Origin of the sequence: Falcatimonas sp. MSJ-15 (assembly GCF_018918265.1) — a bacterium.
In the GTDB taxonomy this organism is placed as follows: Bacteria; Bacillota; Clostridia; order Lachnospirales; family Lachnospiraceae; genus Falcatimonas.
Window position 1 is genome coordinate 21,205 of the sequence record NZ_JAHLQC010000009.1, and the last position, 24,287, is coordinate 45,491.

Genomic DNA, 24,287 nt, shown 5'->3' on the forward strand with positions numbered 1-24,287 from the left:
GACAGGCTGTATTGTTTGCGTTTTAAACAGAAGTTGAGGTTAAATATGAATAAGAACTTTGATAGTGCAGGTGATACTGCAAATAAGAATATCAAAAAAGTAATAATTATAATAATTGCTGCTATTTTGTGGGGAGTGCTTATATGGCTGGCTAACCGCAATGCAGTATGGGTAGTCAGAGATGACGGAGTTAATTATACAGAATATGAAAAAGCAAAAGTAATTGAAATCTTAGAAGATAATACTGAAAAAGATCCGGCAACAGAGAATCGAAGACGTGGAAGTCAACAGGTTCTTTTAGAGATACTTACAGGCAGGCATACAGGTGATGAAGTACAAGTATACAATCCAATGAGTGCCACATATAATGTAGTGCTTAAAGAGGGAATGAAAGTAAGTGTGTCAGTAAGTACAACTTCAGATGGATATACAGTTAATATATATAATTACCACAGGACAACAGCGTTATATGTACTTATAATTGTATTTATGGTATTTATGGCTGCACTTGGTGGTAAAAAAGGAATAAAGTCACTTATAGGACTTATATTTACAGTTATAAGTGTGATATGGATATTACTGCCGTTATTGTTAAAAGGATATGCTACAATACCGGTAACAATGTTTATTGTAATTATAACAACAATAGTAAGCCTGGCACTTCTTGAAGGATTTACTAAAAAATCAGTTTCAGCTATGGCAGGAACGATTCTAGGTGTATTATTTGCAGGGCTTTCAGCATATATAGTTACAAAAATTGCTCATGTTGATGGATTCAATATGAATGAAAGCACTAATCTATTAGAAGAAGCCTATGACGGAGGACTTAAGATATCAGGACTGTTTATTGCAGGAATATTAATAGGTTCGCTAGGTGCTGTTATGGATGTTGCTATGAGTATAGCATCTTCGGTAAATGAACTTGCAACAGTTAACCCTGATATGACAAGGATACAGTTATTTAAATCCGGAATGAATATTGGTAAAGATGCAATGGGAACAATGTCTAATACATTAATACTTGCATTTGCCGGAACATCACTTAATATGATGCTTTTAATATATTCATACAATGTATCCTATTATCAGCTTATGGAGACAGATTTTGTAGCAACGGAGATAATTCAGGGTATTACAGGAAGTCTTGGAATAATATCAGCTGTTCCATTTGTAGCATTTATGTCATCACTTATAATGGCTTCAGCACATACAGAACGTAGATGATTAGCCACAATACTCTTCTTTAAGAATGAAAAAATAAAGAGAAAAATAGAAATATAAAATTAAATTAATATATGGAAAATAATTAAAACAACGAATATGCCGATAAATTCTGTGATCATAGAATTGTCTGGAGGTATATAATGTACGAAGTTTTAGTAGGAATACAGGGGATAAGCATAGTAGTCCTTTTTCTCATGATTTTTCATATATGGGAGCAGTATAATTGCAAAGAGCAGATGTATCTGATTATGTCCCTTGTATGTGTGCTTATCAATTTATTTGGATATCTTATGGAGATGTTATCGCAAAATATGGAAATGGCGATAGCTAGTACGAAAGTATCATATCTTGGAAAATGCTTTTTAGGTTGGTTTATGTTTATGTTTATAGTGAAATTTTGTGAGTATCATGTACCAAAGGCTTTTTCAAGAACACTATTGTATATACATTTGATTATTTTTATTATTGTTTTTACCTGTGACAGGCATAATTTATATTATACAGATATAAAGTTTTCAACAGATATGTTTCCACATATTGAAACAAAGAATGGAATTGTGTATTATATAAATATGGCAATTATGATATTCTATGCCCTGGCTATTCCATATGTATGTTTTTATACATATGCAAAGTTAAGATATTATAGAGATCGGATAGAATATTTTATACTTGGCTGTATAGGAATATTACAGTATGCTGGAATTGCAATATACTTTACAAAAGTATTTGAACCATATGATATTACATATCTATCATTTTTTGTATCAATAATACTTTTAGCGGTACTTGTATATAGGTATAAGACGTTTGATATGGTTGATTATGCCAAGAATTCGATAGTGGAAGAACTTAATCAACCAGTGATTGTATTTAATGTTAACTTACGGATTCTATATACTAATAGCATTGCAAAAAAGATATTTCCTGGGGTTGAAACATATTCGGTATATGCACTTGACATGCTTAAAAAATATCTTGTATCAGTTAAAGAAAATTATCTAAAAGATGGAAGATATTATGAACCTTCATTAAGTCAGATATATGACAGAAAGAAACTTAGTGGATATATCCTAATATTTACAGACATAACAGAGCATATCAAGAAGAATGTTGAGTTAGTAGAAAAAGTTGAAAAACAAAATACAGAACTTGAAATAATCCAAAAAAAGATTATAATTAGTTTTGCAAATATGATTGAGCTAAGAGATGATGTTACAGGACATCATGTTAAACGTACAAGCGCATATGTTAAGATACTTGTTGAAAAATTAATGGAAAAGAAGATATATAGTAATATACTTACTGAAGAATACGCAGAAGAAGTTGTTCAGGCGGCACCGTTACATGACATCGGCAAGATTGCAATAGATGACAGTATATTAAAAAAACCGGGAAAACTTACAAGCGAAGAATTTCAAAAGATAAAAGAGCATTCGTCAATTGGAGGACATATGCTTGAAGAGATATTACAGGAAGTTGATTCAAATGATTATCTTACAATAGCAAAAGATATGGCATATTATCATCATGAGAGATGGGATGGCTCAGGATATCCATTAGGTCTTTCTGGTGAAAACATACCACTTTGTGCAAGAATAATGGCGATTGCAGATGTATTTGATGCACTTACATCAAAGCGGACTTATAAAGAAGCGATGCCTTATGATGAGGCATTTGAAGTAATAAGAATATCAGCAGGAAGCCATTTTGATCCACTGCTTGTAGAGACTTTTCTTGAGGCGAGAGAAAAGATAATGAGTATAAAAGAAGAATAAGTAGGAGTACCGGTTATGAAAAATAATAGGTTGAAAATAATAAAATCTATATTGGCAACGACAGTAGTCTTTATAGCAATAATCGTTTTGTGTATGGGCTTTTCAAGATATTCGAAGAGATATTATAGTCAGGGCGAATTTGAAGATTGGGTAATAACAGTTAATGATTATGCTCCATATACAGGAACACTATATGATGAATCATATAAAGGCTTTGTATATGGAGATAAAATAACTCTCCAAAAGATGATCACACTTCCTAAAGATCAGGATATATGTGTGCTTAGATTTTTTTCAAGACATTTTGCAGAACAGATATATGTTAATAATGAGTTAGTCTATGAGAATGGATTAGATTCGATTGAAAAAGGAAGAGCAGTTGGAAACCATTATGCAATGGCACCATTAGAGACGGATAAGGATTTTTGCTATATAACAATTGTACTTACAGTTGGTGATTACAAATCAAGGGCATTACCTTATGTATATATAGAGAATGGATTTGAAACAACAGAACATTTTAATATTGATATATTTGTGGATATGATAATAGCAGCGATTATGGTTGTAATAGGTGTATCAATGCTATTTATAAAAATTGTTAACAAGAATTTTACAAAAGAATACAGAAAAGGAATATGGATTGGTGCATTTGCATTATGCGTTGCAGGATGGACATTTTGTAATTATGGAATATTGCAGACGGTTGTACATAATGTATATATAACGTATTTTATTACAGAGATTTCATTATTCATGATGCCGATTCCAATGATGCTATTTATTAATGAATATCAATTACCAAGTATGAAAAAGAAGATATATAGCATACTTATTGCGATGTTTATAGTATTTAATATAATAACATTCACACTTGAGGTAACAGGAATATATTCATATACATACTTTGTTCCACTGTATCAGATGATGACAATAGTGGCAATTGTATATAGTATAATAATGTTATTTGGTGGAGTAAAAGATAACGTTGATAATATATATTTGCTTGTTGGTGTTGTATATTTTGGACTCTCATGTCTATATGACCTTGCACGAAGCTATTATCATAGCTCAGAAAAAGTATTTAATTTTACACAGAGTGTAGTTCCGGTAGGAGCATTTATGTTCTTTGCATCTATGGTTATATTCTATGCAAATGGTGTTGCGAAGATGTTTTACAGAGATGCAGAACAGAAGATGTTATTTAAACTTGCATATACAGATGCATTAACGAATCTTGCCAACCGTGCAAAATGTGAAGAATATGCTAAAGAGATTGATGAAGATAAAGAGAATACTTATGCTGTCATTAGTCTTGATCTTAATGGACTTAAATATGTCAATGATACGTATGGACATGTTGACGGAGATAGTTTTATTATAGGATTTGCTGAGATTCTTATAGCTGCATTTGGAAAAGAGAAAGATAGCTTTATTGGCAGAATGGGTGGAGATGAATTCATAGTTATTCTTAAAAACTGTGAACCAAAGAAGATACAGGGACTTATAAATAATATGAATGGTATGATGCATCAGATTAACAAAGAAAAATCTACAGAGAATAAGTTTATCTTTTCTGCAGCTTATGGAGTATCAATTAGAACACTTGAAGATACACGCAAATTGTGGAAGGTATATGAAGAAGCTGATGCAAGAATGTATGAGTGTAAAAAATATCAAAGAGATCGTCTTGGAATAAGAGTAAGATAAATGCAAGAATATGCTAGCTTTTGAGACATCTGATTGAAAAATAAAAGAATAAAGTATGCAAATACAATGAATGTACGATAATGTGCAAAGAAAAACAAAAACAAATAAAGAACGGATATGGTTGTATATAAAAAAACAATCATATCCGTTCTTTTGCATGTGCGAATAATAACTTTAATAATTAATCATTACTACAATCAGTAGTACAATCATTATCACAATCAATATCAAACGGATGAACATAAGAAGCGACAATCGTCTTAACTGTTTCATTAAGATGAATACGATATTCGTCAATTGGCAATGGTTCACCATATAGAATAGAACTGTAACATGTTGAACCTACGAGTTCTATAATTATAAAGAGAAGAACTTCAGGATCATCACAGGTTAGATTATTGGCTTTCAGGCTTTCAAGATAGAAATCGTAAAAATTAAGTCCATCTTCTCCGATCGGTTCGTCTGTTGTATAAGTTTGAGCAAGAGCTTTTTTAAAGACACCCCATCCAAGATTCTTTGATATAAAAGTCAAAAGTGATTTATCCACTATTAGTCTGTCAACAATATGATTAATAACATATAGAAGTTCAGGAATAAAACTATCTATATCTGTCTGCTGTAACGAGTTAATAGCATTATTGAAAAGTTCACTTGCTTTATGTGCTATAAGTTTATTCCTTATATCATATTTGTCTGCAAAATACAAATAAAAAGTGCCTTTGGCAACACCGGCACGTTCTACTATATCTGAGATTGCAGTTTTGTTAATTCCCTTTGTTGTGAAAAGTTCAAAGGCGGTATTTAGTAATGCCTCTCTCTTTTTCTTTTTATTTGTTTCTAATTTGCTCAAAAAGCATTCCTCCAAACACCAAATAATATTAACGTTATACTTAATTTTAGGTAAAAAGTCAATAGAAATTTGACATTTTTTGCTTTGTGTATAAAACTAAAAAAACGATATTGACTAATGGTCATTTTTGCTTTATAACATTATAGAAAACAAAAATGAACGATGGTCATTTTTCATCGTAAGGAAAGAGAGGATTTTATGATAAATTTTGGAAAGAAAATAGTAAAACACAGAAAATTAGTTATTATAATCTGCCTTTTACTAATGATTCCGGCAGTAATCGGATATGCATTTACTCATGTTAATTATGATTTACTTAATTATCTGCCAGGTGACTTAGAGACAATGAAAGGTCAGGATATCTTAGTAGACGAATTCGGTATGGGTGCTTTTACAATGGTTATTGTGGAAGATATGCCGGATAAAGATGTCGCAGCATTAAAAGCTAAGATTGAGCAGGTTGACTGCGTAAAAGATGTATTGTGGTATGATTCAGTTGCAGACTTAAGTCTTCCAGTTGATTTATTACCAGATGAATTAAAAGATGCCTTTTATAAGGATAATGCGACAATGATGATTGCACTGTTAGAAGATACAACTTCAGCAGACAGATCAATGGAAGCAATCAAAGAGATTAGAAAATTATGTAATGAACAGTGTTTTGCAAGTGGTATGACAGGTCTTATCGAAGATGTTAAAGAGCTTTCAGATAAAGAGACTCCAATATATGTAGCAATAGCAGTTGTACTTTCACTTATTGTACTTGCACTTACAATGGAATCATTCATTACACCAGTGTTATTCCTTCTAAGTATTGGTCTTTCAATATTATATAATCTTGGAAGCAATATAATATTTGGTGAGATATCATACATAACTAAAGCGTTAACAGCGGTACTTCAGCTTGGTGTTACAATGGACTATTCGATATTCCTGCTTAACAGTTATGAAGCTAATAAAGAGAGATTTAACAATGATAAAGAGAGAGCGATGGCTCATGCAATATCTAATACATTCAAATCAGTAGTAAGTAGTTCAATTACAACAGTAGCTGGTTTCATCGCACTTTGCTTTATGTCATTTACATTAGGTATGGATATAGGTCTTGTAATGGCAAAAGGTGTTATTCTTGGTGTTATCTGTTGTGTAACATTTTTACCATCACTTATTCTATGCTGTGATGGACTTATTGAAAAGACGAAACATAAATCACTCATTCCTAATATGGATAGAGTATCAGAATTCATTACAAAGCATTCAATAGTATTCTTTGTATTATTCGTGGCATTATATATACCGGCAGTATATTGTAATAATCATACAGGAGTATATTACAATCTTGACAAGTCAATACCAGCAGATCTTCCAAGTAGTGTTGCTAATGAAAAATTAGCAGAAGAATTTGAGATGAATTCAGTATATATGGTTGTTCTTGACAATGATATGACTGCAAAAGATAAGATTGCAATGATAGATGAGATGGAACAAGTTGATGGAATTAAGAATGTAATTGGAATAAATAGTATAGTAGGCCCTGGTATTCCGGCAGAGATGATTCCTGGAAGTGTAGCAAGTATGCTTAAGTCTGATGAACATGAGCTTATGTTTGTATGTTCAGATTATAAAGCAGCAACAGAAGAAGTTAATACGCAGATAGCAACATTAAGCGATGTTGTTAAGAAGTATTGTCCATCAGGTATGTTAGTTGGTGAAGCACCATTAACTAAGGATTTACAGGAAGTAACAGACATTGACTTTAAAAATGTATCAGTTGCATCAATTGCAGCAATATTTGCAATTATTCTGTTAGTATTTAAATCAATATCACTTCCAATAATACTTGTACTTGTTATTGAATTCGCTATTAACATTAATATGGGTATTCCATTCCTTACAGGAACAACTCTACCATTTGTTGCCAGCGTTGTAATTGGAACAATTCAGTTAGGTTCAACAGTTGACTATGCAATTCTTATGACAAGCCGTTATGAAAAAGAGAGAAACAACGGAAAGAGCAAAAAAGAGGCAGTTTCTATTGCACATAAGACATCAATGAAATCAATTCTTGTCAGTGGTATAAGTTTCTTTGCTGCAACATTTGGCGTAGCAATGTACTCGGATATTGATATGATAAGTTCATTATGTACACTTCTTGCAAGAGGTGCAGCAATTAGTACAGTAGTAGTTATTCTTGTGCTTCCAAGTATGTTTATGATATTTGATAAAGTAATATGTAAGACATCTATTGGTTTTGGACCAGTAAAGAATACACTTGGAAGCAAAAAAGTTAAGATCGGTTAATTAATGGAGGTATATGATTATGAACGGAAATAGAAAAATGAAAAAAGTTGCAGTAGCAGGATTATCAGCAGTTCTTTGTACATCACTTGCAGCAGGTGGTGCTATAATTGCTAATCATAACAGCAATTCAAAAGCAGATACAGGTTCAACACAGGAATTAGCATCAGATAAATATGATGTAGAATATCTAAAAGCAGCAGTAGAAAAAGCAGCTAATGTTGTAAGCACAAGTGATACACAGGGCGAACTTTTTAAAGATGAAACAGTATATGCACTTGCAGATGCAAACGGAACAACTAATAAGATAATAGTATCAGACTGGTTAAAGAATGCAGGAAAAGAAACATCACTTACAGATGTGTCAAACCTTGAAAATATTACAAATATAAAAGGCGATGAGACATTCACACAGAATGGCACTAAACTTACATGGAATACTAATGATACAGACATATTCTATCAGGGAACAACTGAAGATGAACTTCCAGTAGATGTAAAGATTACATATTCATTAGATGGAAAAGAAATGACTCCTGAAGAACTTGTTGGAAAAAGTGGTAAATTAACAATTAAAGTTGATTACAAGAATAATTCAGCACAGAAAGTTACAGTAAATGGAAAAGAGCAGACAATCTATACACCGTTCGCAATGGTAACAGGTATGATGCTTCCACTTGATAATTTTTCTAATGTAACAATAGATAATGGAACAATTATCTCAGATGCTAAGAGCAATATAGTGATAGGTATAGCATTACCTGGATTTACAGATAGCCTTGGACTTGAATCTGACAAATTGGATATACCAGAGAGCCTTACAATTACAGCTGATGTAACAGATTTTGAGATGGGTGTTACACTTACAGCCGCAACAAGTGATTTCTTAAGCAAGATTCAGATTGGCGAAGTTGGAGACCTCACAGATCTTCAGGAGAAGATTAATACACTTATAGATTCTTCTAAACAGCTTGCAGATGGAAGTTCACAGTTAAAAGATGGTACAAAGACATTATCAGATGGATTATCACAGTTACAGGATGGTGCAGGCACATTAAATACAGGAATTGGTACATATGTAGATGGTGTTGATACACTTGCATCAGGAATTACATCATATACAGATGGAGTATCACAGCTTACAGGAGGTGTATTACAGTTAGCAGATGCAACCGGTGCACTTACATCTGGTGTTGGAACACTTGCAGACGGTGTTGCTCAGGCTACAGCAGGAGCAGATACACTTAATGCTAATATGGGTTCATTAACAGCAGGAGCTAATGCAGTTGTAGATGGTATTGGAACAGTTAATCAGGGCTTACAGACAGTAAATGGTGCATTTGACACAATGGATAACTATTATAATACATTATTACAGACAATACAGGCTAATCAGCAGGTATTAGATGGACTTAATGCAGCAGTTGCAGCCAATCCGGCACTTTCATCATCATTACAGCCTGCAATCACAGCACTTTCACAGACTGTAGCAGGACAGACACAGATTGTTAACGGACTTAAGGCAAGTATCGCATCCGGAAGTGATCTGAGAAATGGAATGAATGCACTTATTGCAACAACAAGCAGTTCAAATGCCGGTAACCAGAGTACATTAATAGGTGGTGCTACAGCAGTTGCACAGGGAGCAGGACAGATTCAGGCAGGTGTATCATCATTAGATGCAGCTATGCAGCAGATTAATGCAGGAACACAGACACTTAATTCATCAGTATCAGCACTTCCATCAGCAATTGATCAGTTGAAAAATGGTGCAATTCAGATTAATGATGCAACACCACAGCTTACATCTGGTGCAGGTCAGTTAACAGCTAACAGCCAGACTCTTAAGAATGGTGCATCATCACTTGCAACAGCATCAGTACAGTTAAATGATGGTGGAAAGACATTACTTGATGGAGCAACAACACTTAGTGATGGAATGAATAAATTTGACGAAGAAGGCGTTCAGAAGATTAGTGCCCTCTATGAGCAGGACTTAAAAGAAGTCGTAGATAAATTAGACGCAGTTTTAGACTGTGGCAAAGAGTATAAATCATTTACAGGACTTTCAGACAATATGTCAGGAAGTGTAAAATTCATAATTGAAACAGATGAGATAAGTAAATAATAAGCAGAAGATGCAATATTATAAGAATGTGAGTGATTATACATATATAATATGGATAATTAATTCAGTATTAACTGATTAATTATATGCTATTTCTTTCCATGAAAACGGTATAGACACAAAGATGTAGTCTGTACCGTTTTCTTTTAGTAAAAATCTTATATAGAATAAAAGGCTCTTTGTCAAAAGTAGTGGTAAAATCTATTTTTTATAAAAAAGTAATATCAAAAATACGATATTAAAGAAGTGATATTGAAAAGACGACATAGGAAATGTAGTATTGAATAGGCAATATTAAAGATACAGTGTGAAACTATAATATTAAGAATATACAGTATTGGACTACTATATTAGACGTCTAAGTCTGATTATAAAGGCTATGTATGACAGAAAATATTAAGGATATATTAAAAAAATGTAAGAAATATTATGTAGCTATTACAAAAATATTATGTTATAATATAACGAGTGCAAGAGAAAAGTAGTGGATGCAGGAGATTCTTCTATATGTGAAGTGATTGATTGCAATCATAAGATGTATTTTGCAATTAATTATGAAACCGTTGGGGGAACAAGGATGAACAGAAGAAAACAGAAAAATGGACCATTAATAGTACTATTATCAGTACTTATTGTAGTAATGCTACTATTAGTTGCTGTATGTATTACAATGATGCAGAAAAAAGATGCATCAGCTAATGAGAAGAATACTACACAAGAGACAACTCCGGTGCAAGAGGAGGCAACACCACTTCAGGAAGCGACAACTGAAGAAGAGACACCGGTAGCAGCAAGTAATGGTCATACAGTATGCATTGATCCAGGACATGGTGGGTACGATAGAGGTTCAGAAGCACTTGGATATGCAGAAGCAGCGCAGGCATATAAGTTAGGAATGCTTGTACAAAAAGAATTAGAGAGCAGAGGATATGCTGTTGTTATGACAAGAACTGATGATAATACAAAAGTAACACTTGATGAAAGAGTTGCGACATGTAATAATTCAGCAGCAGAGATAATGGTATCAATTCATCGTAATAAGTATGATGGAACAGAAGAAGTATCTGGAATGGAAGCATGGATTGGCAGTTCAGATCCAGAAGATGCACATGCACTTGCCAAGAATATACTTGATAATCTTCTTGCTACTAATACTATGCGAGACAGAGGAATAAAGACAGGAACAGAAGGTAATGCAGGAACAGATTATGCGATAAACAGAGAATGTAATGTAGCGAGTGTTATTTTAGAACTTGGATTTATATCCAACAAATCTGATAATAATTATTATGAGAAAAATATTGATGCATATGCTAAAGCGATAGCAGATGGCATTGATGGATATTTTTCAACATATAATGTAACACAATAAGTTATAGAGAGTAAGGAGGCAAAAAATATGCAGCACAGTTTTCAGCCTATAGACACAGAATTATTGGAGTTTAATCCATTTACCAAGATAGGTAAAGATTGGATGCTAATAACAGCAGGTGACGAGAAAAAAGCTAATACAATGACAGCAAGCTGGGGAGGAGTAGGAGTTCTTTGGGGTAAGAATGTAGTATATATATTTGTAAGAGAATCAAGATATACAAAAGAGTTTATTGACAATGGAGATTCTTTTTCACTAACATTCTTCGACAAGAACTTTTCAAAATCAGGGCTTAAATATCTTGGAGCAGTATCAGGAAGAGATGAAGATAAGATAAAGAATGCGAATATGTCTGTTGATTATTATGATGATGTTCCTTATATAGATGAAGGTAATGTAGTATTTATCTGTAAAAAATTATCAGAGACAAAGATTGAAAAAGAGCAGTTCATTGATAGTGATATAGATGAAAAATGGTACAAAGATGGTAATTATCATACAATGTATGTAGGTGAGATTACACAGATACTTGCAAGATAGAATGAGAATTATCAATACATAAGACAATAATATTAACATAAACAGATATTATTTTTTATGAATCCTGATAAAAATCTAAAGAGTATAAAATAAAAGAATAAAAATAGCCGGCGTAAAGTCAGATAATGAGATATTTTCTCCAATATTCTGGATACTTATGCCGGTTTCTTTTGTGAAGAGATTAAGAAAAATTAGAAAATTATTTTTTTGTCAAACTATGTGAAAAATCAGACGATTTAGTAGAATACTCTACTAAATCACTGATATTGAGAAGTATTGTAAAATCGTACTTTTTACATATTGACAAGATATATAGTTAGATGGTAAAAATATAAAAGATTATAAAGAAATTGCAAAAATTATCTATTTGAATAAAATAAATTGACATTTTTTTATCAATCATATATAATTTATTACAGAAGAAAAGCGTAGAAAACAAAATGGAAGGTGAAAAGCGTGGAACATAAAGAGATATCAAAGGCTGTTATCAGCAGATTACCAAGGTATTACAGATATCTGGGAGAGTTGTTAGAACTTGGTGTCGAGAGAATATCATCTAATGAACTTAGTTCAAAGATGAAAGTTACAGCATCTCAGATTAGACAGGATCTTAACAATTTTGGTGGTTTTGGTCAGCAGGGCTATGGTTACAATGTTAAATATCTTCATTCAGAGATAGCTAAGATACTTGGCATAGACCATAACCATAATATGATTATCATCGGAGCAGGTAATCTTGGTCAGGCAATTGCTAATTATTCAGCATTTGAAAAGAGAGGATTTATAATCAAAGGAATATTTGATGTGAATCCAAGACTTGAAGGACTCACAGTCCGAGGCGTTGAGATAAGAATGATAGATGAATTACCAGAATTCATTAAAGAGAATGATATTGAGATAGCAGCACTTACAATTCCTAAGGCAAAAGCTAAGGAAGTGGCAGCAATAGTAGTTGATGCCGGAGTTAAAGCAATATGGAACTTTGCACATACAGATCTTGTTGTGCCAAAGGATGTAATTGTTGAGAACGTTCATCTGTCAGAAAGTCTTATGAGATTATCATATAATCTGTCAAGGCTTGAGAATACTGACAAAAAAGAAAAATAATATATAGTTAAAGTAACTGCCATCATTATGCGAGAAGTATATTGATGGCAGTTTTTAAAAGCATAAGGGGGAATTAAGATGCGATATATTTTTACAGGAAGACAGATGAAAGAGATAGATAACTATACTATTAATACAACAAAAATTCCATCACTTGTACTGATGGAACGAGCTTCTTATGAAGTTGCCAAAGAGATAATGAAACGATTTGGCAAAGAAGAGAGAATTGTTGTAGTATGTGGTAATGGCAATAATGGTGCAGATGGTATGTGCACAGCAAGAATACTTAGTGAATATGGTTATCAGGCATCATATATATATGAATTTGATGCCAAGAAAGCGACTGATGAACTTAGAACACAGTTAACTATATGCGAGAATGAGGGAATAAAAAGAGCAACACTTTCAGAGATAAGTACATATAGTATTATTGTAGATGCAATATTTGGAATAGGATGTACAAGAGAAGTACTTGGTGTATATAAGGAATTAATTGAGCTTATCAATGAGCAACAGGCATATAAGATTGCACTTGATGTACCATCGGGAATTAATTCAGAGAATGCGAAAGTTATGAAGGTTGCAATAAAAGCAGATATGACAATTACATTTGGATATGAGAAGTATGGAATATTCATGTATCCTGGCAAAAATTATGCAGGTGAAATTGTCATAAAAAAAGCAGGTTTTTCAAAAAAAGCAATAAATCAGTTTGATAGAAAAATATATACTTTTGATAAAGATGATCTAAGTAATATTCCAAGACGTGATCAGGCATCTAATAAAGGAACTTATGGTAAACTTCTTGTTATAGCAGGTTCAAAGAATATGGGAGGCGCAGCTTATTTTTCAGCAGCGGCAGCATATAGAAGTGGAAGTGGATTAGTTAGAATTCTGACACATTCAGCGAACAAAGTAATGTTAAATATGAAAGTGCCGGAAGCTATAACTGAGACATATGATACTATTAGTGATGACGAGATTAGAAGGCTTGTTGCTATCTCAGATGCAGTTGTCATAGGTCCGGGGATAGGAACTGACAATGAAGCATACAGAATTATGTCAGTTGTACTATCATGTGCTGATATACCTGTTATAATAGATGCAGATGGTATAAATGTGCTTGCTAAGAATAGAGGATTATTGGATATAACGCACGATAATCCGGTTATTATAACACCACATATTGGTGAGATGCATAGATTATGTAAGATGAGTATATCAGATATAAAAGATAATCTGGTGACAGTATGTACAGATATTGCAAAAGAGTTACATGTTATATGTGTATTAAAAGATGCGAGAACTGTAGTTGGAAGAGAAAATGGTGACATATATATTAATTCATCAGGAAACAGCGGCATGAGTACCGGTGGAAGTGGTGATGTGCTTACAGGAATAATAGCAGGACTAATACTTAATGGTATGCAGCCATACGAGGCGGCAGAATATGGAGTATATATACATGGATTAAGTGGCGATGTTATGGCTAAAGAGAAAAGTGAGAGATCACTTATGGCATCAGATATTATTGAAGGAATTGGAAAAATTATATAAAGAAAATGAATATCAGATTTATGTAAATAGGTATTGAAAAACCATAAAAATTGGACTATTATGTGTAAGTATACATTAAAAAGCACAGGAAAGTTAATCTATGCTCCGACAAGATTGATAAGTATTAGTAAAACGCATTGAAGATATAATATAAGAGTGTTTGAGTAATATGATAAATCTGCCGGAGTTAATATATGCTTATAAAGCTATAATATATGTATAAAGAAATAAAAATATACAAGATAAAGAAATATTGTAAAGACATGTGTTATCAGAGTCAGTAACATAGCTGACGGAAAATGTCTGGGAGGAATTAGAATGGAAAAATATTACAGAGTGTATGCCAATGTTAATCTGGATGCCATTGTTGATAATATAAAGGAAATTAAGAAAAATATATCCGAAGATACACAGATAATAGCAGTAGTTAAAGCAGACGGCTATGGACATGGAGCAATACCGGTAGCAAAAGTATTAAGTGATTATGTATATGGCTTTGCAGCAGCTACAGTAGATGAAGCAGTTATGTTACGAGAAAATGGAGTAGATAAGCCAATTATTATTCTTGGTTTTTGTGCCTATCATGAATTTGCTAATCTTATAAGCCATGATATTACAGCGACAATATTTGACTATGAATCAGCACGTCATCTGTCAGAGATGGCAAAGACACTTGACAAAGTTGCAAAATGTCATATAAAAGTAGATACTGGAATGCACAGAATAGGTTTTGAACCATGCGAAAAGAGCGTTAAGACGATAAAGAGAATTAGTAAACTTCCTAATCTTGAGATGGAAGGGATATTTACACATTTTGCGACTTCAGATGAAGCAGATAAGAGCAGAGCTTTAGTACAATTTGATAAGTTCATATCATTTATTGATACATTAGCACAAAATGGCATTGAGTTCAAACTAAAGCATTGTTCAAACAGTGCCGCTATAATAGATATGCCACAGGCTAATCTTGATCTTGTAAGATCAGGTATTACAACTTATGGACTATATCCATCAGATGAAGTTAACAAAGACAGAGTAAAACTTACACCAGCATTAGAGTTAAAGAGTCATGTTGTAATGGTTAAGAATGTAAAAAAAGGCGAAGGAATAAGTTATAATCTTACATATGTTACTGACAAAGTTACAAAAGTTGCAACAATATCAATTGGATATGGTGATGGATATCCAAGAGCACTTTCATCAAAAGGTTATGTCCTTATAAGAGGCAAGAAAGCCAATATACTTGGAAAAGTATGTATGGATCAGATGATGGTTGATGTAACAGATATTCCTGATGCAGCAGTTAATGATGAAGTAACACTCATAGGAAGAGATGGTGATGAATTCATAAGCGTTGAAGAGATAGCTAATCTTGCAGGAAGTTTTAATTATGAATTTATCTGTGGGCTTGGTAAGAGAATTCCAAGAAACTATTATAGAAGTGGAAAGCGTATTGCAAGTAAAGATTACTTCCATGATACATTTTCATTCTAATATTTGCTGCGGATGATTATAAGAATTGGATATGATGGAGAGCAAGAATAGAATATAATGAAGAGTCAGAATAGAATATAATCGTTAAATGTGAATACACTTAAGAAAAAAGGACAATACTACGGATAGAATTAATAAAACCGGAGTGTGAGATTAAAGTGATTATAAGACGAGGAGATATCTATTATGCAGATTTGAGACCGGTTGTCGGTTCAGAGCAGGGCGGTATAAGACCAGTACTTGTTATACAGAATGATACAGGTAACAGACACAGCCCAACTGTGATAATTGCAGCAATAACATCACAGATGCACAAATCAAAACTTCCAACACATGTTGAGATTGATTCACAAAAGTACGATATAGATAAAGATTCAGTTGTTTTGTTAGAACAATTAAGAACAATTGATAAAAAGAGGCTAAGAGATAAAGTATGTCATCTTGATAATGACATAATAGCAAAAGTTGACAAAGCACTTTTAGTCAGCCTTGAGATGGATACATAAGTATGGAATAAGTGCTTAGATAGCTGATATGATTAAAAAAATATTCTAATGGAATACAGATGAAAGGTTTGGTTATAGAATTATGGACGACGGGAATCCGTATTTAGGGTTAATTGTATTTATTTTATTATTAATAGTTGATATTGTTATCTATGGATTTACGGTTGCTCTTGGAGAGATTAGCGAGGGAACGTATGAAAAAGATGCAGAGAATGGAGATAAAAAAGCTATAAAGATTCTTAAGTATGCAGAGGGAATAGACAGAGTACGAAAGACAAAGCAAGTAGTATTGGCATTCTCATATATGATACTTGGAACGATGCAGGTTAGAATGATAATTGCAATTATATATAATAATGTGCATACAGAGCTTATTATATTAAGACTCCTTGCAGGTGTTGTTGCAAGTATAATTGTGACAATGCTTTACATAGCAATTAGTATGTTTGCAATACACAGACTTGCATGCAAGCAGCCGCAGAAGTGGGTTAAGAATACACTTGGTGCTGCCGGAACTATTATGACTGTTACAAAACCGATAGTAAGAAGTATTAATTACATAGCTAAGATACTTGTAAGATTATGTGGCATAGATCCGGATGAAGATCTTGATAATGTTACAGAAGAAGATATTATGTCAATGGTTAATGAAGGCCATGAACAAGGAGTATTATTAGCATCTGAAGCAGAGATGATAACTAACATCTTTGAGTTTGGCGATAAAGAAGCAAAAGATATTATGACACATCGTAAGAATATAGTAGCAATTGATGGAAGTATAAGACTTACAGAAGTTGTTCATGTCATGCTTGCAGAGAATTATTCAAGATTTCCTGTATATGATGAAGAATTTGACAATATAATTGGTATAATACATTTTAGAGATGTTATGAAAGCATACGAAGATACAGGCAATCATGCAAAGACACTTAAAGAACTTAAAGATATTATGATGGAGCCACATTTTATTCCAGAGACTCGTAATATAAATGTTCTTTTTAAGAGTATGCAATCTGAAAAGATTCATATGGAGATGGTTGTTGATGAGTATGGACAGCTTGCAGGCGTTGTAACACAGGAAGATATTCTTGAAGAGATAGTTGGTAATATTCTTGATGAGCATGATGAAGAAGAAGAACTTATTAAGAAGATAGGTAATGATGAATACATAATGGCAGGACTTACAGAACTTGAAGACATTGAAGACGAGATAAATATTGAATTTGAAGATGAAGAATATGATACGCTTAATGGTTTTCTTATATCAAAACTTGACAGAATTCCACAAGAAAATGACAGGGCAGTAGTTGAGTATTCAGGTTTCCGTTTTAAAGTTCTTGAGGTTAAAAACAAGATAATTCAAAAAGTAAAAGTAACAAAAATAGAAGAACCAGTAAGTGAAGAGCCTTTGTCCGAGTAAGTCGGGCAGAGGCTTTTTTTGACGAAAAATTTATTAGAATGACGACACCGTATTACAAAAAACGCAATAAGAAACGTATATAATAGGCTCATAACGATAAAACGATTTCGGGGTGATTGCGAAATTAAATGTTCGTTATAAGAGCAAAGACAATATTGATAGGAAAGGGTGATGTGTTCCGTATGTAGTAGAACTTGATGTACTTTTTTTAAATAATTTCATTTTTGATATAGCTGTTATTGTTTTGCTGGGAAGGTTAATGCAGAAGAAAGTAAGATTTGGGGAAATATTACTTTCATCATGTATAGGATCAGTATATGTATGTGTTAAGATAGTTATTATAAATAAAATTATGCCGGTTGGGGTACTGGGCATGGTTATAGAAAATATAGCTACATATATTACTGTTCCATTGATAATGATTAGAATTGCTTTTGGCAGGTCTGATATAAGAGAAGGTTTTAAAAGATATTTTATGTTTGTTATGATATTTATATTTATATCGGGGGTATCTTCTTTTATAATATATAACATTTTTGCCTGGAATGTAGCAATAGACAATATAATGGGAAGGTTGTTAGTATTAGTTGGTTCGTGCTTATGTATAGAGGGTATTAAGATTTTAAGAGAGATATGTACAGAGAATATAAGAAAAAAGACCAAAGTAATAATACAGTATAAAGAAAATGAAATAGAAGGCGTTGGGTTATTTGACACAGGTAATTCGCTTATGGACCCGGTATATGGAAAACCGGTTACGATATGCGAGGATAGCTTATTCGGAATTGATGTAAGGGGGAATGTGAATTTAGAAGAGCTACAGGGTGCCCATCTGATACCGTTTAGAACGATAGGTAACAGCAGGGGGATGCTTTTAGCTATTAGAGTAAACTGTTTGAAGATATATAAAGGTACGAATGCTGCAATAGAAATACCGGATGCCGTTGTGGGATTGTATAGCGGAAAATTGTCCCTAAGTAATGAGTATAATATCATTTTGCATCCACTAAATAATAGAAAAGTAGGTGAAAAATATGTTAATTAAAGTATCGGTTCCAAATTATTTTCAATTTAAGGCAGTTCCAAGTTTTAAAAGCGTATTTTTATCAAAGGAAGGAGATGTGCACTATATAGGAGGCGCAGATGTGCTGCCACCACCACTTGAAGCTTTGGAGGAGCAGAGCGTAATTAGTGATTTGGGTACTGAATACGATAGTAATGCAAAATCAGTACTTATAGAGCACAATTTGAGGCTAGTAGTGTATATCGCAAAGAAATTTGATAATACAGGAGTTGGAGTTGAAGATCTGATATCCATTGGCACCATTGGACTTATAAAGTCTATTAATACATTTAACCGTAATAAGAATATTAAACTTGCTACATATGCTTCAAGATGTATAGAGAATGAGATTCTTATGTATCTTAGAAGAAATAATAAGACGAAGATGGAAGTATCAATTGATGAACCACTTAATGTGGATTGGGATGGCAATGAACTTCTGCTTTCGGATATATTAGGAACAGATGAGGACGTAATATATAAAGATTTGGAGAATGAAGTAGAGAAGAAACTTTTGACGAAAGCGATTGATAAACTTAATGACAGGGAGAGAATGATAGTAGATCTTCGCTTTGGTTTATCATCTGCGGACGGATGCGAAAAAACACAAAAGGAGGTTGCTGATATGCTTGGAATATCGCAGTCTTATATATCCAGGCTTGAAAAGAAGATAATAAAAAGACTGAAAAAAGAAATAGTACGATTTGAATAATCAAAATAAGAATGAGAAAAATAGAAAAAAGTAAGTAAAAATAAGACAGGTCCGGTACATTGATAATGCTTAGGTTTAACGCATAATAGATGTATCAGGATCTGCCTTTTGTGATTCTTGTAATTATATGCAGGTATTTGACTAGACAAGAAATCAGTTTAAAACATACTATCATATTATAAAGATAATGCAAAAACGAACATATTACGCCTGCAAAAACAACCTTGTTTTAACTAAAATATGTAAGATAAAAAATATATAAAAAAATAGAATTATAATAAGGCAAAAGTATAGTGAAATAAAACTATATAGAGAATCAAACTACAATAATATAAAAGTACAGCAAGATAAAGATTATATAATCTAAAGAACAATAAAGATTATGTGATAGATAATGGAATAATGTAAACAGATAAGCCTCTTAGCTTAAGTAGAAGTTGTAAAAAGCTTAAGTAAGAGGCTTATTTATAAAATAAAAGTTACTATATAAAATAAAAGTTACTACATAAAATATAAAAAGTGCTGCTACATAAACATAAAGAGTATTACTAAATATTAGACATCTGAAACTTATCTTAAGTACATTTTCATACTTTTAAGTGCATTTTTCTCAAGCCGGCTTACCTGTGCCTGTGATATCCCGACAATATCAGCAACCTCTGTCTGGGTTTTGCCAGAAAAATATCTAAGATCTATAATATTTTTCTCTCTGTCAGGAAGTCTCTTTAGTGCTTCTTTAAGGCTAAGATCGCATACCCATTCATCTTCACGACATTTCTTGTCGCTAATCTGATCCATTACATACAGAGTATCACCGCCTTCTGTATATACAGGCTCATATAATGAGACAGGAAGAGATATAGCATCAAGAGCCTGTATTATATCTTCACTTGCAATACCTATCTCAGAGGCAATCTCATTAATAGTAGGCTCTTTGTTATTTTTGTTAATGTAATTCTCTTTGGCATATATAGCTTTGTAGGCAGTATCTCTCAGAGAGCGACTTACTCTTATACTATTATTGTCCCTGAGATAACGTCTTACTTCACCCATTATCATTGGTACTGCGTATGTTGAGAATTTGACATTAAGTGTGCGATCGAAGTTATCGATAGCCTTAATAAGACCAATGCAACCTACCTGAAATAGATCATCAGGATTCTCAGAAGTGTTTTTAAAACGTCGTATAACACTAAGAACAAGTCTTAAGTTTCCTTCTATAAATTCCTCTTTGGCACTTTTAACACCTTTTTCGATTTCATCAAAAAGTTCTTCTTTTTTTTCATTATCAAGCATAGGAAGCTTAGATGTATTGACACCACATATAACAACTTTATTAAGGGACATAGTACCACCTCCTGTACGATATAATGCACAGAAGATGAAAGATTTATTCTTAATTAATAATTTTTAGTTACATTTATATAAAAAATTATATTGTATGTAATTTCGTACAAAAAATATCTATCATTCTTTTACATTTATGGTTATAATATAGATGTAAAAAATACAGATAAGATTTGTGACTTATCATTAAAGGAGATTATTATATGAATAATGTAGTAGCAAACAAATTTGAAGAACTTGGTGTAATTCCAGTAGTAGTATTAAACGATGTTAAAGATGCTCTTCCATTAGCGAAAGCATTAGTTGAAGGTGGACTTCCATGTGCTGAAGTAACATTCAGAACAGAAGCTGCTGAAGAATCAATCCGTTTAATGCATGAAGCATATCCAGAGATGCTAATCGCAGCAGGTACAGTTCTTACAACAGAACAGGTTGATCGTGCAGTTGCAGCTGGTGCTTCAATCATCGTTAGCCCAGGTTTTGATCCAGAAGTTGTTGATTACTGTATCGAAAAAGGAATCGAAGTATGTCCAGGTATCGTAACACCTTCAGAATTAGCTCAGGCTGTTAAACGTGGTTTAACAAGAGTTAAATTCTTCCCAGCTGAAGCAGCAGGCGGACTTGCTATGATCAAAGCTATGACAGCAGCTTATACTAACGTAAGAATTATGCCTACAGGTGGAATCAACGCTAAGAATATCTCAGATTATCTTGCTTGTGACAAGATTTTCTGTTGTGGTGGTAGCTGGATGGTTAAAGGTGATTTAATCAAAGCTGGCGAATTCGATAAGATCAAATCTATGACAGAAGAAGCAGTTGGATTAGTAAAAGAAATCCGTAAATAATTATTAGTACATAGAATATTGCTTATTTGAATATATAAGATGTATTGTACAAAAAGTATATTTTTATATCCGGCAGATTTTCTGCCGGATATTTTTTTCGATATTATCTGGTTCTTTGTGAAGAGTGTGGGTGGGGGTAAAATTCATTTTTTATCTACATTTAGGTCTTTATTTTTTTACATATCTATCAAAATGATGATGATAAAATAAAATAATGACGAAAACTATGTAATAAAGATAAATTAGATATTGAATAAATAATACATATATGAAAATATAATGATGTAAGAAAAGGATTGATATAAAAATATCAAAAAATATTAACAGTTTATATGGTTTTTCTAAAAATAATATTATATAATAGTAGAAAAGAGATACATAGATGCAAGCAGGGGGGGAACTAGAATGAATATATGCGAAAAATGTGGATTTGCACATAGCGATGAGAACTTTTGTCCGAAGTGCGGGGCTCCGGTAAAAGTTAATTTTGGGTTAAACGATAGTGAATTAGTGCAAAATACAGTAAGTAATACTAAAACTGAGAATTCAGATAAACCTCAGAAGCATATCAATAAGAAAAAAACTGCAATGGCTGCAGGGGTAGTTGCATTGGCGATAGCTATAATGGCAGGAGCGAGAATTCTTACAGATAAGCAAAATAGTAGTGATGGGACTAAAAAAGTTAATGATGAAGTCATGGTAGAGAATGTTAAGACTAAAGACTATACAGTAAAAAAACAGTTGCCTGTAGGAATATTTTATATGAATTCGAATGGTGAAGTCATTGATGCATCAAATGGTGAAGTATTATGCGATCAAGTTATGAACGCATCTATTGTATATGATATAGCAGTTTTTTATACATATAATGATGCTGGATATAGATACTATACAATAGAAGACGAGCAGGTTATAGAGATAAGCGAACAGGATGCAGTAGATAGAAATAGCATAATGAAAACTGATTCTAATGTATCTGTATATGAATTTCCTAATGGAGCTACAATCGGAGCAGCAACTTTGACATCTTCGGGACTTGAATATACTACAAGTGATGGAACAGTGACACAGATAGGAGGAGAACAGGCTTCATATCTCTATCTTAAGATGATGGCTACAGATGACGGAAAAAGTGTTGTTATATATGCAATTGACAATAGCGAGGATGGGACGAGCAATGATACAATCTATCTTGTTAATGAAGATGGAAGTATAAAATATACATGTACACTCCCAACAAGTGAGAAAGCGGATATAGATAAGAGAAAAATATACAAAGTAGATGATGATGGTTCATGTGTTATATCAACGCCAAAGGGTATATGTTATGTTGATGCATCAAAACAAATTATAACTAATGCTATATATTATTCAGGTGAATATGGCAGCCGTACGAATGATTGTACCATATATGATGAGAAAGCAAATGCATTCATAACATATTCTGAAGCTGAAAGCAAATTAAGTGTTATGACTGTTGATAGTAAAAGTGCAATGTCTAATATTATTGCTTATGATATAAAAGGAATATTAGCAGCAGCCAATATAACTCCGGAGAATATAGCACCAGATACACAAGGAGGAAGACTTGTAACAGGAATTAATGGTGATAATGATAACAAATATATAGTTGTGCGTAAGGAAAATTCAGGTGAATATGATTTTGTTAATGTAGCAACAAGAGACATCATAAGTGTGAAGACTACAGTTGAACGAGCCAGTATGTTCTATGAGAGCGACAAATATATAGTGATTCAGGGTGTAGATTCTGATTATGATAAACAATCAGACAGAATGGTAAGTAAGTTTGCGGTAATAAAAAAAGCAGATATGTCAGTTGTATATACAGGAACAAGACCTTTATATAGTTTCTTTGAGCAGACAGCACTTCCGTTTGAGATAGAAGAAGATACTATTATATATGACAAAAGTTATGATGAGATAGTATTTTATAATATGTCAACGGGTGAAGAAAAACAACTTATGAATAATAAAATATCATATTTTTCAAAAGCAGATATAAGTGTGGACGAAACAGATAGTGGTATATCAAATGGAATAATCATTGTAACGGATAATGGAATATATTATTACAGCCAGATAGATGGAATAGTAAATATTACCAAAGAAGATTACAATACGACAGATGGGAAGCTTGCAGAGAATTCAGGAGCATCTTTTTCATACTTCGGACAGATAAATGAACCTGTTTTATGTGGAAGAAAGATCATATACAAGAAGAAAAGCGGAGAATTGATAGTATATGATATGGACATGAAAACAGAAGACGTCTTAGCCAGCAATATAAAAGAATTCTATTCATTACATAGATAAGC

The 24,287-nt window shown here is 32.7% G+C and carries 17 protein-coding genes and 1 pseudogene; 16 read left to right on the forward strand and 2 right to left on the reverse strand.

The genetic code is table 11. From position 1 onward, the window contains the following. Positions 1-45 precede the first annotated feature (45 nt). The 3 genes from KQI85_RS08365 to KQI85_RS08375 all read left to right on the forward strand — a co-directional run bounded on the left by KQI85_RS08365 (position 46) and on the right by KQI85_RS08375 (position 4,712). Complete coding sequence (locus KQI85_RS08365) at positions 46-1,224, forward strand: YibE/F family protein (RefSeq protein WP_216575641.1); 1,179 nt, start codon at positions 46-48, stop codon at positions 1,222-1,224. Between the two features lie 140 nt (positions 1,225-1,364). Then, the gene (locus KQI85_RS08370; protein ID WP_216575642.1) at positions 1,365-3,002 is read left to right on the forward strand and encodes an HD domain-containing phosphohydrolase; all 1,638 of its coding nucleotides are present in this window, start codon (positions 1,365-1,367) and stop codon (positions 3,000-3,002) included. Positions 3,003-3,017: 15 nt separating this feature from the next. Next, positions 3,018-4,712 (forward strand): GGDEF domain-containing protein, encoded by a 1,695-nt coding sequence (locus KQI85_RS08375; protein ID WP_216575643.1) that lies wholly within the window; start codon positions 3,018-3,020, stop codon positions 4,710-4,712. A 181-nt stretch (positions 4,713-4,893) separates the two neighbouring features. Here KQI85_RS08375 and KQI85_RS08380 read toward each other — a convergent pair whose 3' ends face one another. Further along, positions 4,894-5,562, reverse strand: a complete 669-nt coding sequence (locus tag KQI85_RS08380) for a TetR/AcrR family transcriptional regulator (RefSeq protein WP_216575644.1) — start codon at positions 5,560-5,562, stop codon at positions 4,894-4,896. 198 nt (positions 5,563-5,760) lie between these two features. Between KQI85_RS08380 and KQI85_RS08385 the strand changes: the two genes are divergently transcribed. The 11 genes and pseudogenes from KQI85_RS08385 (at position 5,761) to sigE (ending at position 19,759) form a co-directional block, all read left to right on the forward strand. Then, the gene (locus tag KQI85_RS08385; RefSeq protein WP_216575645.1) at positions 5,761-7,863 is read left to right on the forward strand and encodes an RND family transporter; all 2,103 of its coding nucleotides are present in this window, start codon (positions 5,761-5,763) and stop codon (positions 7,861-7,863) included. Between the two features lie 19 nt (positions 7,864-7,882). Next, a complete protein-coding gene (locus tag KQI85_RS08390; RefSeq protein ID WP_216575646.1) occupies positions 7,883-9,988 on the forward strand; it encodes a hypothetical protein in 2,106 nt (701 codons plus the stop codon). A gap of 577 nt (positions 9,989-10,565) precedes the next feature. After that, on the forward strand, positions 10,566-11,360 hold the full coding sequence (locus KQI85_RS08395; RefSeq protein WP_216575647.1) for an N-acetylmuramoyl-L-alanine amidase: 795 nt from the start codon (positions 10,566-10,568) through the stop codon (positions 11,358-11,360). A gap of 27 nt (positions 11,361-11,387) precedes the next feature. Further along, positions 11,388-11,900 (forward strand): flavin reductase, encoded by a 513-nt coding sequence (locus KQI85_RS08400; RefSeq protein WP_216575648.1) that lies wholly within the window; start codon positions 11,388-11,390, stop codon positions 11,898-11,900. A gap of 456 nt (positions 11,901-12,356) precedes the next feature. Further along, positions 12,357-13,007 (forward strand): redox-sensing transcriptional repressor Rex, encoded by a 651-nt coding sequence (locus KQI85_RS08405; RefSeq protein ID WP_216575649.1) that lies wholly within the window; start codon positions 12,357-12,359, stop codon positions 13,005-13,007. 78 nt (positions 13,008-13,085) lie between these two features. Further along, positions 13,086-14,564 carry an NAD(P)H-hydrate dehydratase gene (locus KQI85_RS08410; protein ID WP_216575650.1) on the forward strand — a complete coding sequence of 493 codons (1,479 nt, stop codon included), beginning with the start codon at positions 13,086-13,088 and terminating at the stop codon, positions 14,562-14,564. A 318-nt stretch (positions 14,565-14,882) separates the two neighbouring features. Next, positions 14,883-16,058 carry an alanine racemase gene (alr, locus tag KQI85_RS08415; RefSeq protein ID WP_216575651.1) on the forward strand — a complete coding sequence of 392 codons (1,176 nt, stop codon included), beginning with the start codon at positions 14,883-14,885 and terminating at the stop codon, positions 16,056-16,058. 158 nt (positions 16,059-16,216) lie between these two features. Next, positions 16,217-16,564 carry a type II toxin-antitoxin system PemK/MazF family toxin gene (locus tag KQI85_RS08420; RefSeq protein WP_216575652.1) on the forward strand — a complete coding sequence of 116 codons (348 nt, stop codon included), beginning with the start codon at positions 16,217-16,219 and terminating at the stop codon, positions 16,562-16,564. An 82-nt stretch (positions 16,565-16,646) separates the two neighbouring features. Continuing rightward, on the forward strand, positions 16,647-17,984 hold the full coding sequence (locus KQI85_RS08425) for a hemolysin family protein (protein WP_216575653.1): 1,338 nt from the start codon (positions 16,647-16,649) through the stop codon (positions 17,982-17,984). Between the two features lie 205 nt (positions 17,985-18,189). Next, positions 18,190-19,029 (forward strand): annotated as a pseudogene (locus tag KQI85_RS08430) (sigma-E processing peptidase SpoIIGA); the annotation flags it as partial. Then, positions 19,019-19,759, forward strand: coding sequence for an RNA polymerase sporulation sigma factor SigE (gene sigE / locus KQI85_RS08435; RefSeq protein ID WP_216575654.1), 741 nt, complete (start codon positions 19,019-19,021; stop codon positions 19,757-19,759). The pseudogene KQI85_RS08430 and the gene sigE, both read left to right, overlap by 11 nt. A gap of 570 nt (positions 19,760-20,329) precedes the next feature. On the opposite strand, the gene sigG is transcribed toward sigE, so the two are convergent. Beyond that, on the reverse strand, positions 20,330-21,106 hold the full coding sequence (gene sigG, locus KQI85_RS08440) for an RNA polymerase sporulation sigma factor SigG (protein WP_216575655.1): 777 nt from the start codon (positions 21,104-21,106) through the stop codon (positions 20,330-20,332). Positions 21,107-21,309: 203 nt separating this feature from the next. Here sigG and KQI85_RS08445 point away from each other — a divergent pair, with 203 nt between their 5' ends. Beyond that, positions 21,310-21,951 carry a bifunctional 4-hydroxy-2-oxoglutarate aldolase/2-dehydro-3-deoxy-phosphogluconate aldolase gene (locus KQI85_RS08445; protein WP_216575656.1) on the forward strand — a complete coding sequence of 214 codons (642 nt, stop codon included), beginning with the start codon at positions 21,310-21,312 and terminating at the stop codon, positions 21,949-21,951. Between the two features lie 405 nt (positions 21,952-22,356). Continuing rightward, positions 22,357-24,285 (forward strand): zinc ribbon domain-containing protein, encoded by a 1,929-nt coding sequence (locus tag KQI85_RS08450; protein ID WP_216575657.1) that lies wholly within the window; start codon positions 22,357-22,359, stop codon positions 24,283-24,285. Positions 24,286-24,287: the final 2 nt, after the last annotated feature.